This is a genomic window from Salicibibacter cibarius (genome assembly GCF_016495725.1).
In the GTDB taxonomy this organism is placed as follows: domain Bacteria; phylum Bacillota; class Bacilli; order Bacillales; family Marinococcaceae; genus Salicibibacter; species Salicibibacter cibarius.
Genome location: NZ_CP054705.1, coordinates 2,033,063 through 2,047,695 on the forward strand (window position 1 = coordinate 2,033,063; position 14,633 = coordinate 2,047,695).

Consider the following 14,633-nt stretch of genomic DNA (forward strand, 5'->3'; position numbering starts at 1 on the left):
GCTGTACTAGCCTGTATCGTCTGTTTTTAGACGGTATAGGCTTTTTGTATGCACGGAAGAATCGCGGGCTCTTACGGTTAAAAAACAAGCGCTTGAGAAAAGATACAGGGAAGGGTATGATGGGGGCTGAGGTGAAAACAGATGGAGCGACTGCAGAAAGTAATCGCGCGCGCAGGTATAACGTCCCGTCGCAAAGCAGAGGATTATATCGCCGCCGGGCGCGTCGCCGTGAACGGGAAAACCGTAACGGAATTGGGAACGAAAGTATCCGAGAAAGCGACGATTGAAGTGGACGGCATTCTGATCGAGCGGGAAGCGCCCGTTTTTTACCTGTTGTATAAACCGAAAAAGGTCATTTCGGCCGTACAGGATGATAAAAATCGGTCCGTCGTAACCGATTATATTAACGAACCCGAAGCGCGAATCTATCCGATTGGAAGGTTGGATTATGATACATCCGGCTTATTATTGTTAACAAACGATGGGGATTTTGCAAATTTAATGATGCACCCCCGGGGCAATATCAAAAAAACATACATTGCAAAGGTAAAGGGCAAGCCATCAAAAGACACATTAAAGAGACTTTCCCGTGGCATTGAACTGGAAGACGGAAAAACTGCCCCTGCGAAAGTCTCTTTTAAGTCCGGCAATAAAAAAAATGATACGTCCATTGTCGAACTCATCATCTCCGAAGGGAGAAACCACCAAATCAAACGGATGTTGGAAACCGTCGGACACCCTGTTCTAAAACTGAAAAGAGAAAGGTATGCTTTTTTGACGTTGGACGGTTTGGAGCCCGGAGATTTTCGTGCTTTAAAACCGGTGGAAGTCGCGAAATTACGGGAAATGGCCGTCACATAAGTGTCATAAAAAATTAAGTTTCGACGGCAGTAAACAAACTCGATGATCGTTATAATAAGTTTAGAGAATACCAGAAGTGGGTGGTATCGTATCGGGGTGATTTTTTGCAAGAGATAAAGTGTAGTTGTGGACATATAAACCCTTACGGCACAGAGGTATGTGGGTCATGCGGGAAGCCGCTTTCCGACACGGATTCCGATCAATTGCTTAATATGCGTTACGAAGGGGCTGCCCGGCGTTCGCAAACGTATAATAAGACGATCATCGACAAAATATGGAACTTTTTTTCATCGGTAAAAGTCGGGATCGCGATTATCGTCATTACGTTGATTGCTTCGTCGATCGGGACGATTTTCCCCCAGGAAATGTTTATCCCGCCCGGAGAAACCGCCGCGCAATTTTATGCAGAAGAACATGGCGCGCTCGGGCAACTGTATTACAGTTTAGGGTTGCATAATCTATATGGTTCTTGGTGGTATATGTTGCTTGTCGCCGCGCTTGGGACTTCGATTATTATCGCGAGCATCGACCGTTTCTTTCCGCTATATAAAGCATTGAAATCCCAGCGGGTGACCCGTCATAAAGGTTTCATGAAGCGGCAACGAATATTTGGGACGAGCCATGTCGACAATGTGGATGAAACAATGGACAAGGCCCAAAAAATATTAAAGGATAAACGGTATAATATCCGAACCGAAAACGGAAATCTCCTTGCGGAAAAAAACCGCTGGGCACGTTGGGGCCCTTATGTGAATCACATTGGGCTGATTGTCTTCTTGGTCGGAGCCTCTTTACGCTTTTTCCCGGACATGTATATCGATGAAAATCTTTGGGTGCGGGAAGGGCAAACCGAAGTTATTCCCGGCACATCCGGCGAGTACTACGTGGAAAACGAAGCGTTTACGGTCGAATACCATGAGCAAGAAGAAGGTGCAGAAGAGGAAGCTGCACCCTTGGAGGATACATTCCGTACCGACGCTGTGCTGTATCAACCGGAAGAAGGCGGCACCGTGGGGGTAGACCAGGAACTGGAAGAAATAGACCGGCAGGCCATCGAAGTTAATGATGCCTTTCATTTTGATGATTATTCCCTTTATCAGGTTGATTATAAATTAGATGAATTAAGGGAAATGAGCTTTGATGTTGAAGATACACAGACGGGTGAAACCGTTGGTTCGTTTACGGTTGATTTGAATGAACCGGACGATGATTACGAGCTTGAAAATAATGAAAATGTCCGTATTCATAGCTATTTTCCAAACTTCAATATCAATGAAGAAGGGGTCCCGACAACGGAAAATGACGTTCCGGACAATCCCGGGTTTATTTTCGAAATGGAAAATTCGGATACGGGGGATATGGAGCATACGTTCGTTGGGGTGCAAGCCAATTACAATGTGAGTCCGAATCAAGAAGATAATCGTTACGTATTCGAATTTGCCGGTTTGGACACTAATCACGTCACTGGTTTAACGGTGCGAAAAGATAATACGTTGCCGTTTCTCATTGTCGGCGGCGCGATTTTCATGATCGGGCTCGTGCAAGGATCGTATTGGCCACACCGGCGCATTTGGTTACAGCGTAAAGATGGTGAAGTTTGGCTTGCCGGCCACACCAATAAAAATTGGGAATCATTGAAGAAAGATATACATGCAGTAACGGAAGAGACACAAGTAACGACACCGCGAGATCAAACGGATGAAGACGATGAACAGACCGCGGAAAAAGACGAAAACATTTAATCTTAAATCCGATCGGACACGGGGTTCGTTACTTAGGAGGTAAACAAAGATGGAGCAATTGAGCATGAATCTGCTCGGCGCAGCATTCTTCCTGTATCTCGCTGCTACCATTTTCTATACCGTATCTGTCACGGGAAGAAAATGGCGAGATAAAAAAGGAGAGATGACCGGCAACAACTGGGGGAAATTAGGCTATATATCGTCGATCTTAGGCGTCGCGAGCGCCTTGGGGTATTTCTTCACCCGCTGGGCAGTTGCCGGACACGCGCCAGTCAGCAATATGTTTGAGTATACCGCGTTTTTTGCCATTACCCTCAGCCTTGCATTTGTGATTCTGTACGGCATCTACAGAGTAAATGTGCTCGGCTTGATTACAATGCCGGTCGTCATGATTATGATCGCCTATGCATCTGTGTTTGCAACGGAAGTGCAACCGCTGCAACCCTCTTTGCAGTCCCACTGGTTGGAGATTCACGTCATCACCACGGCATTGGGTCAAGGAATTCTCGCGGTAAGTTTTGGAGCGGGGTTAATTTATCTTCTCCGAACCATTGATTTGAAGCGAAAAGGGATGACGAAACGAACGTTTGGCGTAGAATTCATTATGTATACGTTAATAAGCGCGCTGGCTTTCATCATCCTTTCCAATGTCTTTGGGGCAATGGATTACGAAGCGAACTTTGCCTATATCGATGAAAATGGCGAGCAGTCGGAAAAACTTTACGAACTTCCTCCGATTTTCGGTCCGAATGAAGGGGAACTTCTCACCGAAGATCGGATGCAACCGTGGATCGAGATGCCGGATTGGATCGTAAGCGAAGATCTTAACACGGTCGTATGGGCATTTGGAACCGGTCTGATTCTATACGCACTCTTGCGTGTGCTTACCCGCAGACGTGTCGGCGCACTTTTGCAGCCGCTATTTAAGAGTGTCAAACCGCAAACGGTAGATGAAATCAGTTACCGTGCCATCGCGATCGGATTTCCCGTTTTTGCGCTCGGGGGACTCGTATTTGCGATGATCTACGCCCAAATTGCTTGGACGAGGTTTTGGGGTTGGGATCCGAAGGAGGTATATGCGCTCGTCACGTTTCTATTCTACGCAGCCTATCTCCATTTACGATTGAACCGCAATTGGCACGGAGAACCTTCCGCTTGGCTGGCGGTTATCGGGTTCGCGATTATCATCTTCAACCTGATTTTCGTAAACCTTGTCATCGCGGGTTTACATTCGTATGCTTAAAAGTTTACGGAGGGGCCTTCGATGGATGGCCTCTCTGCATTTAACAATAACGGAAAGGAGCACTGGCAATGGGAAAAACCGAAAGAATCCTTGTCGTCGATGATGAAGCTCGCATTCGCCGATTGCTACGCATGTATTTGGAGCGTGAAAACTATCAAGTCGAGGAAGCGGAAAACGGAGAACTTGCCCTTGACATGGCAAAAGAAACGGATTATGACCTTATTTTGCTTGATTTAATGATGCCGGGTATGGACGGGATTGAAGTGCTGCAAGAACTTCGGAAAATAAAGGCGACGCCGGTGGCCATTTTAACGGCAAAAGGCGAGGAAGCCGAACGCGTGCAAGGATTTGAAGAAGGAACCGATGACTACATTGTAAAACCGTTCAGTCCGAGGGAAGTTATTTTGCGCGTAAAGGCATTGTTGCGCCGCTCGTCGACAACCGCCTATTTACACACCGACACACAAGCGAAAAATATCCTGGCTTTCGATCATATAACGATTGATCATGATGCCCATCGTGTGACTGTAGACGATGAAGAAGTGCTGCTTACGCCGAAAGAGTATGAGTTGTTGCATTATCTCGCCGGTAGTCCCGATAAAGTTTTTTCCCGTGAACAGCTGTTAAAAGACGTATGGGAATATGAGTTTTTTGGGGATCTTCGTACGGTTGATACCCATGTGAAGCGCTTGCGCGAAAAATTGAACAATATTTCGACGGAAGCAGGCGAAATGATTACGACCGTGTGGGGAATTGGTTATAAATTTGAGAACAGCACGAACAACGCAAAATGATTTGGAGAAGTGTGGTTGGTAAGCTTTGGCTTACCATTTTACTCTTGGTAACGGCAGTGCTGATCATTTTAATGGTATTGTTGGATCAGTTTTTCGAGAACATGCATCTGAATCAAATTGAAGATGAATTAAGGAGTCACACCTCATTCATCATCACACTACTGGAAGAAGACGCTGAAACACACGATGACATGAACACGGTGCAACAACTGACAGAGACTTCCGGAACGCAAGCGATTATTTTCCGTAACGAAATGCCTTATTGGAATTCGTTTCAAGGTGCCGAGGATGAGGTAGCCATCCCGCCGTTGCAACTGGCTGGAATCGAGGAAATAGCGTCGGCGCTGGACGGGGAAGAAGCCGTTACGACCCAACTGATTTATGAAGACGCCAATGAAGAAGAAACGGATTTTATCGTTGTGGCGGCTCCTTTTCAAATGACTGATGGAGCAGATTATTCCTTGGTGTTATACCAATCGCTCGGTGTAATGGAAGAAACGACGCAAGAAACGAGAAGGCTGATTTTTTTGGCGGGGGGCATCGGATTTACGTTGACGACGTTTTTTGCTTTTTTTCTGTCATCAAGAGTGACCGCTCCATTACGTAAGATGCGGCAGTCCGCCCTCGAAGTTGCAAAAGGGAACTTTGATACCCCGGTCCCGATGATGACAAGAGATGAGATCGGCCTTTTGGCTATTGCCTTTAACCGCATGCGTCGTCAGCTTAACAACAATATTGAAGCGTTGAATCGGGAAAAAGAACAGCTCTCCAGAATATTAAGCAGCATGGTCGACGGTGTTATTACGTTGAATCGCCATGGCAATTTGCTGGTGAGCAATCCCCGGCCGATCAATTTTTACAAAGCCATCACTATGAACAAGACGGCGAAACGATCGGGGAATGGATTCCCGAGGAAATACGTGCATTGTTCGAGACGGTGGTAAATACTGAAAAAGAACAAACAACGGAAGTATATGTGCAAGGAAGAACGTTTGGGGTTTTGATGAGCCCGTTGTATCACGACAAGTTCGTCCGTGGGGTTGTGGCTGTCATTCGAGATATGACGGAAGAACGGCAAAACGATAAATTACGGAAAGACTTTATCGCCAATGTATCCCATGAGTTGCGCACACCCATCGCGATGTTACAAGGGTACAGCGAGGCAATGATCGATGGTGTCGCCCAAAGCCGCGAAGAAGAAAAAGAGATGTCTCAAATCATTTACGACGAATCCCTTCGCATGGGGAGGTTGGTCAATGAATTGTTGGATATGGCCCGCATGGAATCCGGGCAATTGACGATGCTGATGGATCGGGTTGACTTGTTTGCCCTTTCCGAGAAAGTGTTTCGCAAATTCAAACCGATGGCCGAAGATGTGAATGTCAAACTCTATTACGAGACGCATGGAGCGGACCCTTGGGTGGATGCAGATGCTGACCGGATTGAGCAAGTGATGACCAACTTGCTCCACAATGCGATTCGGCATACGAGCCATGAAGGCAGCGTGACGTTAAATGTCATCAGCCGCGAAGAAGGTATACAGATCGAAGTAACGGACACGGGCGCAGGCATTTCGGAAAAAGATATTCCGTTTGTGTTCGAGCGTTTCTATAAAGGTGATAAGGCACGGACAAGAGACAAAAATAACGGCGGTACCGGCCTGGGGCTTGCCATCGTCAAAAATATCATCGACAATCACGGCGGCAAGTTATCTGTGCAAAGCAAAATCGATAAAGGCTCGACGTTTACGGTCTTTTTGTATCGATGAGGGGAGAGGTTTATGCCAATCGTTCGCTCGCTAATGTTTGTGTTTTTGCTGTTGTTACTAACAGCTTGTGGGAATGAAGAAATAGAAAACCGTCAGACAAAGGATGAACCGGTGGCATCCGATAGCAGTCATTACCCGATAGAGGTTGAAGATGCCGACGGAAGCGCTGTGGAAATAACAGAAGAACCGGCGTCCATCGTCAGCTTAATGCCAAGCAATACCGAGATCGTTTTTGCGTTGGATAAAGGCGATGCGCTCGTTGGCGTGACGGATTTTGATGATTATCCCGAGGAGGCAGAAGAAATCGAAGCGGTTGGGTCAGGTTTAGGTTTCGATGTGGAACGTGTCCTTGCCCTTGAACCTGACCTCGTCTTGGATCATGCCTCAAGCGGAGATGCTGCGAGCGAAGGGCTAGAGCAGTTGGAGAGCGCGGGGATCGATGTATTAACGGTTGCCGACCCTCGATCACTGGACGAGGCATATGGCGTCATCGAAGATGTGGGCACAGTCATTAATCGTGAGGCGGAAGCTGAAGGTATTGTTCGGGATATCGAAAGTGAAATCGACGCTATCCAAGCAGTCACAGGTGACATCCCTGAAGAAGAGCAAAAGCGGGTATGGATCGAAGTGTCCGAAGACCCGGATCTGTATACGACGGGGAGCGATACGTTTATGGATGATATGTTGATGGCCGTTGGCGCTCGAAATGCTGCTGAGGATAGCGAGGGTTGGGTTGCATATACGGAGGAAGATGCGGTTGCATTGGATCCGGATGTGATCATTACGACTTACGGGGACGAAGACAGAATCATGGAAAGAGAGGGTTGGCAGGAAGTGACCGCGATCCGGGACGAGGCTGTCTACAGATTGGATGACGATCTCTTGTCCAGGCCCGGTCCGAGACTGAAGGAAGGGCTCGGCACACTTGCCGCACACATTTATGAAGAAGAGTGGGAAAACTGATCGTAAGCAAGCCTCACGCATGTTGTACGTCGTGGCAATTCTCTTTCCGGCAATTATGATTGTTTTCGGCATATCGGCTGGAAGTCAATCCATCACCCCGAATGAAGTGCTCATGATATTGGGTGCTTCTTTGTTCGGAACGGAACCGGCAGCCGTTGGCGCAATTGAATCGCAAATTGTGACGGATATTCGGCTGCCGCGAACGCTCCTTGCCTTTCTCGTTGGAGCAGCTTTGTCAATCGCGGGTGCGGCATTTCAAGGGTTTTTGCGCAACCCCCTGGCCGACCCGTACACACTCGGCGTCTCTTCAGGGGCTGCCCTCGGAGCGGTCCTCGTCATTTTTTTTCAACTGACGATTCCGTTTTTGGGACATTTCACCTTACCTGTGGTGAGCATCAGTTGTGCGCTCATGACGCTTCTGCTTTTGTTGGCTTTTGCGAAGACGATGCGCCGTTCATTATCGGCTGAACTGATCATTTTAATCGGTATTATTATTAGCGCATTCTTTGGCGCATGTTTGTCGCTATTGATCGCGCTTGCCGGTGAAGAATTGAGACAAGCGGTGCAATGGTTGCTAGGCAGTGTCGGCATGCGCGGATGGAGTTATGTGCATTTAATGATTCCATTTTTCATTGTTGGTGCAGGGGTGTTGATGGGCCATCTAAAAGAGTTGAATGCTTTTTCGTTCGGGTTGGACTTTGCCCGCAATGTCGGTGTTAGTGTGAAAAGAAGCGGGATTTTGATATTGACGGGCGCGGCTGTTTTAACGGGCGCGGCGGTTTCCGTTGCAGGGACGATCGGTTTCGTGGGACTTGTCGTCCCTCATTTTGTACGACTATTGACGGGTCCCGATCATCGTCATCTTTTGCCGGTGTCGATGCTCATCGGTGGGGGATTTTTGATCGCGGCGGATATTCTCGCCCGTCTTGCATTCGCACCGATGGAGTTGCCCATCGGAGTCATAACCGCCCTCGTTGGCGCTCCGATCTTTGCTTATTTACTCATCAGGCAACAACGTGTGCAGGAGGGATAATGGTGCTAAGGGCAGAAAAGATCACGGGCGGTTACGGCCAACGGGCCGTCGTTCAAGATATTTCGTTTAGGGTCGACGGAGGAGAGATGCTCGGGATCATTGGTCCGAATGGGAGCGGGAAATCAACATTACTGCAGCTTTGCACCGGCGCCTTGCCGTTAATGGACGGCGAAGTTTGGCTTTGTGGGCAGCGGTTGCATACATACAAAGATAAGGAACGGGCGCGCTTATTAGCTGTCGTGACCCAACAAGCTTATGTTTATTTTTCTTATACGGTACGAGAATTCGTTGCTTTAGGCCGTTACCCCTACACACGACGGTGGTTATCCGTTTTTAGCGAAGCAGATGAAGAAGCGATTGCACAGGCGATGGCCGAGATGGATGTTTTTCGTTTTCGGGACCAACCGCTACAAATGTTGAGCGGAGGAGAGCGTCAACGTGTCTTTCTTGCCCGGGCACTTGCCCAGCGTCCGGCTGTGATTTTATTGGATGAGCCGACGAATCATTTGGATATTGCGTATCAAATGAAATTTTTGGATGCATTAAAAAAATGGATTGATGGCAAAGGCGGAGCTGTTGGCATCATCTTTCATGATCTCAATTTGGCAGCACTCTATTGTGATCGGCTTCTTCTTTTGGGGGAAGGGGAGCGCAAAGCTTGCGGAGAACCGGAACAGGTGCTTACGGAAGAACGAATTCAAACACAATACGGAGCTCGCGTAAGCGCCGTCAAACACCCGGTTATGCCAAAACGACAACTGCTGCACTCTCCCGGGATTCTGACGGAAAAACAGCCCGGCAGAAACCCTCGAGTTTGGGTCGAGGAAAATGCAGTCGTTATCGAATTCCCCGAGTCGTTTAATGTGTTTTCCGGGCAAACATTCACATGGAAAAAGCAACTAAACGTCTGTATCCCGGGGGAAGCGTTTGATCCAAAGGCTTCCGGTCCTTTAATAATCGATCGCTCTTTTGATTGGCAGCCGGCAGCTGGAGTTCGATTGAAATGCATTGAAGACGATAACGGGGAGAGAATCATAGTGGGAGCGGCACTACATGCGAATCGGAAAGCGGACGTTTTCGTTATTTTGTTTGCGAAACGCCGAGATGATGCTTTGGCTGATTTGCTTATCGGTCTCACAAAACAATTGGCGGTTTTTCTACACCCGGACTTGGAACTGGGCGACATATCGATTGGCAGTCATCCGCAAGGAGCGGAATGGAACACGCAAAGTGTTCATCCATTTGTTAGTGCCGAATTGCAAAAACTGTTAAAAGAGATTAAGGAAAACGAGGCGTGACCCAGACAGTATCGCGAGTGGTTGTGGGGTGCGAGTTGCTTAAAGGGCTGCATTTAGTAAGTAAGGGCAAAAATATCAGGCAAAGCGATCCGGAGTGGACGGAGGTGAGAGATAGCGCGCCAAAAAATGAAGAAAAGCCTAAAATTAGTCGCCCACTCGGCGACACCTTCCAATATTCATACGTTGATTGACAAAAGACCAAGTTGTTACCGTTCTAGATGCTACCTTTCTGGCATAGGTTCAAAATGAATGATTGGGAAGGAAGGTGAGGGTGCGCGCTAAATGATCCTTGACTATGCGAAACGTATTGCAGTCGTTTTCTTATTTTCAGTCGTATTACTTCTAATCATGAATGGATTAACCATTGCCATCTCAGGTCTGGAAGCCAATGAGACGGACCCGTGGCCCGTTATGAATGATACGCTGTCACTAATGGTGAACAATGGTTACCGGCTTTGAAAAAATTAAAATCAAAAAAAGCCGCCTCTAACGGGCGGCAACTTTTTTTCTAATGGAACTCAATCGGATCGGCAGCGTGGATTTCTTCGACGGCTATGAGGTCATCGATCACCGAATCGGAAACTTCTTTGTCTACGGCCAACATCATGATGGCCTCCCCGCCTTCTTCTTTTCTTCCTACTTGCATGGTTGCGATGTTTACGTCGTGCCGGCCAAGCAATTGCCCCATTTTGCCAATGACACCGGGCTGATCGCTGTGGCGGATATAGATTAAATGGCCGGTTGGAATCAATTCTACGTTAAACTCGTTAATTTTTGTGATGCGGGGACCGTAGGCATCGATATACGTCCCTTGTACGATGAAATCGCCGCTATTTCCGCTTACATGGGCCTCGACAAGGTTCGCATACCCATAAGATTCGGACGTATGGGCTTGCCTATAAGTGATGCCCCGTTCTTCTGCAATCACACCGGCATTGACGACGTTTACCGGAGCATCGATGCGTGGCGACAAAAATCCGGCCATGAAGCTACGGGTGAGCACTGATGTCTCCTCACGGGCGATATCGCCGCTAAAGGAAACATCAATGTGTTGGACCGCTGTTTTGACGCATTGACTGACAAAATGACCCATTGTATTCGTCAATTCGTAATACGGACGTATTTTCTCATATAGTTCTTCCGATATCGCCGGTAAATTAATGGAATGAGCCGCAGGTGCGCCGTTTAACACTTGCAGCACTTCCTCGGCGACCTGAACGGCTACGCTTTCTTGCGCTTCCACTGTAGACGCGGCAATATGCGGGGTGGCGACTACTTGCGGCATGTCAATCAGTCCGTAATTGTCCGCAGGTTCATGTTCGAAAACATCGAGTGCGGCGCCGGCAACGTGGCCGCTATCCAGTGCTTCCTTTAAAGCAGCTTCATTAATGATTCCCCCGCGTGCGCAATTCAATATGAAGACACCGGGCTTTGTTTTTGCAAGGTTCTCTTTTCCGAGAAGGTCTTGTGTTTCTTTTGTGAGTGGCGTGTGGACGGTAATGACGTCTGCGGTTTGTAAAAGTTCTTCCAGTTCCAGAAGTTTAACGCCAATTTTTTGCGCGCGTTCCGCGGTTAAAAATGGATCAAAAACGACGGTGTTCATTTGGAATGCGGCGGCGCGCTTGGCGAGTTCAGTGCCGATGCGTCCCAACCCGACGATTCCTAAGGTTTTGCCGCGAAGCTCCGTTCCTTGAAAAGCTTTTCGGTTCCATTCATGGTTTTTTAACGATGTATAGGCTTGTGGGATATTCCGAAACAGAGCCATCATCATCGCGAAGGTATGCTCGGTCGTTGAGATCGTATTCCCATCCGGAGCATTAATGACAATGACCCCGTGTTTTGTGGCTGCGTGGAGATCGATATTATCGATCCCGACCCCGGCTCTGGCCACGATCTTTAGCTCAGGCATTTGTTCAAGCAACGCAGCATCCACTTGCGTGGCACTTCGGACGAGTAAGGCGGAAAAGCGGGATAAATCATCGATCTCATCGGGCTTTCCTTGCACAACTTCGATTTTTTCGTTTTGCATCAATGGCAGTAAACCGTCTTCACTCATTGTGTCGGCAACGAGAACAGCGTAACTCGTCCCTACATCAGCTTGTACAATCAATTTCTCCAACTCCTTTTTTTTAGCGCTCTGACGTATCAAAGCCCAGCGTATGTAAAAATCCCCCGGTCGCGGGGGCGGTTTCCCATCAATTCGTTGTTTTGTCTTTTTCGAACGTTTTGGGATCACCGTGAAAGGCTTCCTCTGCGACTTTAATTGAATCCGAGGGGCATTCCTCAAAAGCGTCTTGCAAATCTTCTTGAAGCGGGGCGGGGACGTTGCATGTCCCCTGATTACAATCAAGAATTCCTTCTGCCAGCCCTTCTTCATCATAATCAAATAAATCGGGAGCGGACACACCGCAGGCGCCACAAGCAATACATGTATTTTTATCCACGATTGTATACATCTCCATGCCTATATGCCTCCGCTTACGTCCAAGAATACTCTTTAATTATTGTATGACTTGAAAACATTTATTGCAACCGCAAATGAATCATGAAAAGAAGATTGTCGTTTCCTGTTGTCAAAGTTGAATTGTTCGGTTAATGTACAATTATAGAATACCAGGAGTGAGTGTTGCATGATGACAGAAAAACAGAATCGAGATGAAAGCGGGGACGAGTCAGCTGCGCCCCTGCCGTCAAGATTGGATAAACATGGCACGCGGAAGAAACAAAAAAAACATGAAGATGATACCGAAACAAACGAAGAAAACCGTGCCACGTTAAAGAAAGATTATCAAAAAAGCCCAATGATTGCCCGGGTACTCCTGTCCTTATTCCTCGTACTCGTCATCGTTGTTTTGTGGATGGCATTGTTTTCATAGAGGTTGGTGAACCTCTCCAGCTAAACTGAAGGTTTTGATGGAGCATCCCTTATCTTAAATACAGCTCAAATAAAAGCGGTTAAGACGCCTTCGGCGACTCTAATGCTTTTGTAAGGCTAATTAATGAAGACAAAGTCGTATATGTCCCTTTTGCCAAACCAGGGACTTTTGCCTGAAGAGACAACCATCGCTTTTCAGAAATGGATTTTTGGATGCCCCGGACGAAATATCGCGCACCGATATTATAAGAGGCGGATAAATCAGCATGATACCTCTTTCCGGTTGAGAATGTGGCGAGGTCTTTTTTCCAATTTCGCTCCACGTCTCCGGAACCATCGAAGGCCGATTTATCCATGACTGAACAAACCGCAGAGTTATTGATACCAAGGTCTACCGCACATACTTTTTGGTCGCTGATTTTGGTTTTATTTAATTTTACTTTCGATTGGTAACTAAAGTTAAGGAAATATTTCTTCCCAACCTTCACAAGTTTGGGGTTGCTTTCTTTCCAATCCCAAACTCCGCGTTTGTATAAGTCTTGTTCGTTGAATTCGATATCTATCCATACCTCTTATGGAAGATTTTGATTTGGGCCGTCGTCTCTGATGCTCTCTCAAACATATTTCCTCGATAAAACACCGGAAACTCCTTGTGTTTTAATTGTAACCTCGGAGGGCTCTTTTTAAAATTTCTCCCTTCAGAAAGAGCGATTGCCTTCTCTTCGGAAATACGAAGGAACTTATAAAAACGAACGTTAAATTCCCGGTACTTTGGAGAGGGGTTTGATATTATTGTATGTATGAGCCATTCCACCGCAGGAACGATAGATTTTGTTGTCATATCATCGAAAATGCGCGAATGGTTTGTAATCTTATGAGACAACGTTTTTGCCATTTTCATCATCAACCCCCTCCGAAAGCTTCATTAGAATGATATATTTTTACAGCAACATTTGTTTGGTCTTATTATACGTTATCCTTAATGCAAAGTCTAATTCTATACATAATTGACATCCTTATCCGAAATGATTTTAAGAACAAGGTGAATAAGACCTTAACGCCTAACCCTACTAAATCGGAGATTATTTTGAAGGGGAATGCGGCGCTAATTTTTTCGTTCAAAACGTCAGGAATGTCGGCAAAGGTTCGGGCATATATCTCTCCAACGGAGGTGTATGTATGGCCGGTTACAAGGAAGCGTATATGACACCGATTGGGGAACGCCTGATTCGCGAACTTATTGAAAGAAAACAAGAAGAAAAAAAGCGGGAACGATTAGTCACCGTCGCCGGTTGGATCACCACGGCAATGTTTGCTCTCCTGTTGGTTTTATTGTTTTCCATGGTTGAATCAAATGTCGGGGCTTCAATTATGCAATTTTTTCTTTCCGCTTATGGATTCGTGCTCGTGGCCATATGCGCCGGGGCTTCGGCCTTTCTCATCATCGAAAAGAAAAAAAGCGACAAGGCGGAAGAAGAATACACCGAGCTAAGAAATGAAGTCGTAGAACGATACGAGGAAATTTGGAATACGGAACAATTGCGAGAATATAGCTATGCATTGTTCGAATGGTTGGAGAGGGAACATGATGTAAATTTGTACCATCGATAAGTGTGACGTTAGAAAACCTGGCTTTTCGCCAAGCTTTTACGGCGAAAGCCTTAGCCCAACTTATGTAGGTAAGAAAGTTGATTTATACTTTCTACCAAGAAGGAAAGAATGGATGAGAGCCGCTTGTGCGGAGTCATCCATTCTTTTTTTCTACCGGTCCCGGAGCCCGTTCAAGTATGGGCGGGAAACCTCGTGGGTTAAAGGATCGGCAATCACGAGACCGATAAAACAGAGAATGACGCCGAGGCCCATAAAAACAAAGGGAAGAACAAGCTTTTTTTTCAAATAAAGAAAAATGAGCAGCAAAAAAAAGCCGGCTCCGAAACAGGCAGCACCTAAAATAAAAATGATATAATCCATATTCCACCTCATTGACTATTTAGCCATGTATACTATTATTTTGAACCTCTCGTCACTAAAGGAACGAGCTTCTTGAGTCCTAAGA

At 46.8% G+C, this 14,633-nt stretch carries 14 protein-coding genes and 1 pseudogene; 11 read left to right on the forward strand and 4 right to left on the reverse strand.

Translation table 11 applies throughout. From position 1 onward, the window contains the following. Window positions 1–141: 141 nt before the first annotated feature. From HUG15_RS10695 to HUG15_RS10735, 9 genes and pseudogenes are all read left to right on the forward strand, one after another. Window positions 142–861: a pseudouridine synthase gene (locus tag HUG15_RS10695; RefSeq protein WP_200128602.1), complete on the forward strand. Its 720-nt coding sequence runs from the start codon at window positions 142–144 to the stop codon at window positions 859–861. A gap of 104 nt (window positions 862–965) precedes the next feature. Continuing rightward, complete coding sequence (resB, locus tag HUG15_RS10700; protein ID WP_200128603.1) at window positions 966–2,603, forward strand: cytochrome c biogenesis protein ResB; 1,638 nt, start codon at window positions 966–968, stop codon at window positions 2,601–2,603. Between the two features lie 49 nt (window positions 2,604–2,652). Continuing rightward, window positions 2,653–3,846, forward strand: coding sequence for a c-type cytochrome biogenesis protein CcsB (gene ccsB, locus HUG15_RS10705; RefSeq protein WP_200128604.1), 1,194 nt, complete (start codon window positions 2,653–2,655; stop codon window positions 3,844–3,846). Between the two features lie 68 nt (window positions 3,847–3,914). Beyond that, the gene (locus HUG15_RS10710; RefSeq protein WP_200128605.1) at window positions 3,915–4,640 is read left to right on the forward strand and encodes a response regulator transcription factor; all 726 of its coding nucleotides are present in this window, start codon (window positions 3,915–3,917) and stop codon (window positions 4,638–4,640) included. Beyond that, window positions 4,637–6,408: pseudogene (locus HUG15_RS10715) on the forward strand (ATP-binding protein). Before HUG15_RS10710 ends, HUG15_RS10715 begins: the two are co-directional and overlap by 4 nt. 12 nt (window positions 6,409–6,420) lie before the next feature. Beyond that, window positions 6,421–7,371 (forward strand): ABC transporter substrate-binding protein, encoded by a 951-nt coding sequence (locus tag HUG15_RS10720; RefSeq protein WP_200128606.1) that lies wholly within the window; start codon window positions 6,421–6,423, stop codon window positions 7,369–7,371. Between the two features lie 19 nt (window positions 7,372–7,390). Continuing rightward, the gene (locus HUG15_RS10725; protein WP_246516590.1) at window positions 7,391–8,404 is read left to right on the forward strand and encodes a FecCD family ABC transporter permease; all 1,014 of its coding nucleotides are present in this window, start codon (window positions 7,391–7,393) and stop codon (window positions 8,402–8,404) included. Window positions 8,405–8,406: 2 nt separating this feature from the next. Beyond that, window positions 8,407–9,702: an ABC transporter ATP-binding protein gene (locus HUG15_RS10730; protein ID WP_200128608.1), complete on the forward strand. Its 1,296-nt coding sequence runs from the start codon at window positions 8,407–8,409 to the stop codon at window positions 9,700–9,702. 282 nt (window positions 9,703–9,984) lie between these two features. After that, window positions 9,985–10,161, forward strand: a complete 177-nt coding sequence (locus tag HUG15_RS10735) for a hypothetical protein (RefSeq protein WP_200128609.1) — start codon at window positions 9,985–9,987, stop codon at window positions 10,159–10,161. A 49-nt stretch (window positions 10,162–10,210) separates the two neighbouring features. On the opposite strand, the gene serA is transcribed toward HUG15_RS10735, so the two are convergent. Beyond that, on the reverse strand, window positions 10,211–11,758 hold the full coding sequence (gene serA / locus HUG15_RS10740; protein WP_246516637.1) for a phosphoglycerate dehydrogenase: 1,548 nt from the start codon (window positions 11,756–11,758) through the stop codon (window positions 10,211–10,213). Between the two features lie 139 nt (window positions 11,759–11,897). Further along, window positions 11,898–12,164, reverse strand: coding sequence for a ferredoxin (locus tag HUG15_RS10745; protein ID WP_200128611.1), 267 nt, complete (start codon window positions 12,162–12,164; stop codon window positions 11,898–11,900). 168 nt (window positions 12,165–12,332) lie between these two features. Between HUG15_RS10745 and HUG15_RS10750 the strand changes: the two genes are divergently transcribed. After that, complete coding sequence (locus HUG15_RS10750) at window positions 12,333–12,578, forward strand: hypothetical protein (protein WP_200128612.1); 246 nt, start codon at window positions 12,333–12,335, stop codon at window positions 12,576–12,578. 79 nt (window positions 12,579–12,657) lie between these two features. Here the strand turns inward: HUG15_RS10750 and HUG15_RS23030 are convergent, their stop codons facing one another. Beyond that, window positions 12,658–12,933, reverse strand: a complete 276-nt coding sequence (locus tag HUG15_RS23030) for a hypothetical protein (protein WP_246516591.1) — start codon at window positions 12,931–12,933, stop codon at window positions 12,658–12,660. Between the two features lie 823 nt (window positions 12,934–13,756). On the opposite strand from HUG15_RS23030, the gene HUG15_RS10760 reads away from it, so the two are divergent. Next, the gene (locus tag HUG15_RS10760; RefSeq protein WP_200128613.1) at window positions 13,757–14,188 is read left to right on the forward strand and encodes a DUF2663 family protein; all 432 of its coding nucleotides are present in this window, start codon (window positions 13,757–13,759) and stop codon (window positions 14,186–14,188) included. 150 nt (window positions 14,189–14,338) lie between these two features. On the opposite strand, the gene HUG15_RS10765 is transcribed toward HUG15_RS10760, so the two are convergent. Next, window positions 14,339–14,548: a hypothetical protein gene (locus HUG15_RS10765; protein WP_211202374.1), complete on the reverse strand. Its 210-nt coding sequence runs from the start codon at window positions 14,546–14,548 to the stop codon at window positions 14,339–14,341. Window positions 14,549–14,633: the final 85 nt, after the last annotated feature.

Bases quoted from the DNA above. Each gene is read 5' to 3' on its own strand.
- HUG15_RS10695 (WP_200128602.1), top strand. From the start codon at position 142: ATGGAGCGACTGCAGAAAGTAATCGCGCGCGCAGGTATAACGTCCCGT.
- ccsB (WP_200128604.1), top strand. From the start codon at position 2,653: ATGGAGCAATTGAGCATGAATCTGCTCGGCGCAGCATTCTTCCTGTAT.
- HUG15_RS10710 (WP_200128605.1), top strand. From the start codon at position 3,915: ATGGGAAAAACCGAAAGAATCCTTGTCGTCGATGATGAAGCTCGCATT.
- HUG15_RS10720 (WP_200128606.1), top strand. From the start codon at position 6,421: ATGCCAATCGTTCGCTCGCTAATGTTTGTGTTTTTGCTGTTGTTACTA.
- HUG15_RS10725 (WP_246516590.1), top strand. From the start codon at position 7,391: ATGTTGTACGTCGTGGCAATTCTCTTTCCGGCAATTATGATTGTTTTC.
- HUG15_RS10735 (WP_200128609.1), top strand. From the start codon at position 9,985: ATGATCCTTGACTATGCGAAACGTATTGCAGTCGTTTTCTTATTTTCA.
- serA (WP_246516637.1), bottom strand. From the start codon at position 11,758: ATGAGTGAAGACGGTTTACTGCCATTGATGCAAAACGAAAAAATCGAA.
- HUG15_RS10745 (WP_200128611.1), bottom strand. From the start codon at position 12,164: ATGGAGATGTATACAATCGTGGATAAAAATACATGTATTGCTTGTGGC.
- HUG15_RS10750 (WP_200128612.1), top strand. From the start codon at position 12,333: ATGATGACAGAAAAACAGAATCGAGATGAAAGCGGGGACGAGTCAGCT.
- HUG15_RS23030 (WP_246516591.1), bottom strand. From the start codon at position 12,933: ATGGATAAATCGGCCTTCGATGGTTCCGGAGACGTGGAGCGAAATTGG.
- HUG15_RS10760 (WP_200128613.1), top strand. From the start codon at position 13,757: ATGGCCGGTTACAAGGAAGCGTATATGACACCGATTGGGGAACGCCTG.
- HUG15_RS10765 (WP_211202374.1), bottom strand. From the start codon at position 14,548: ATGGATTATATCATTTTTATTTTAGGTGCTGCCTGTTTCGGAGCCGGC.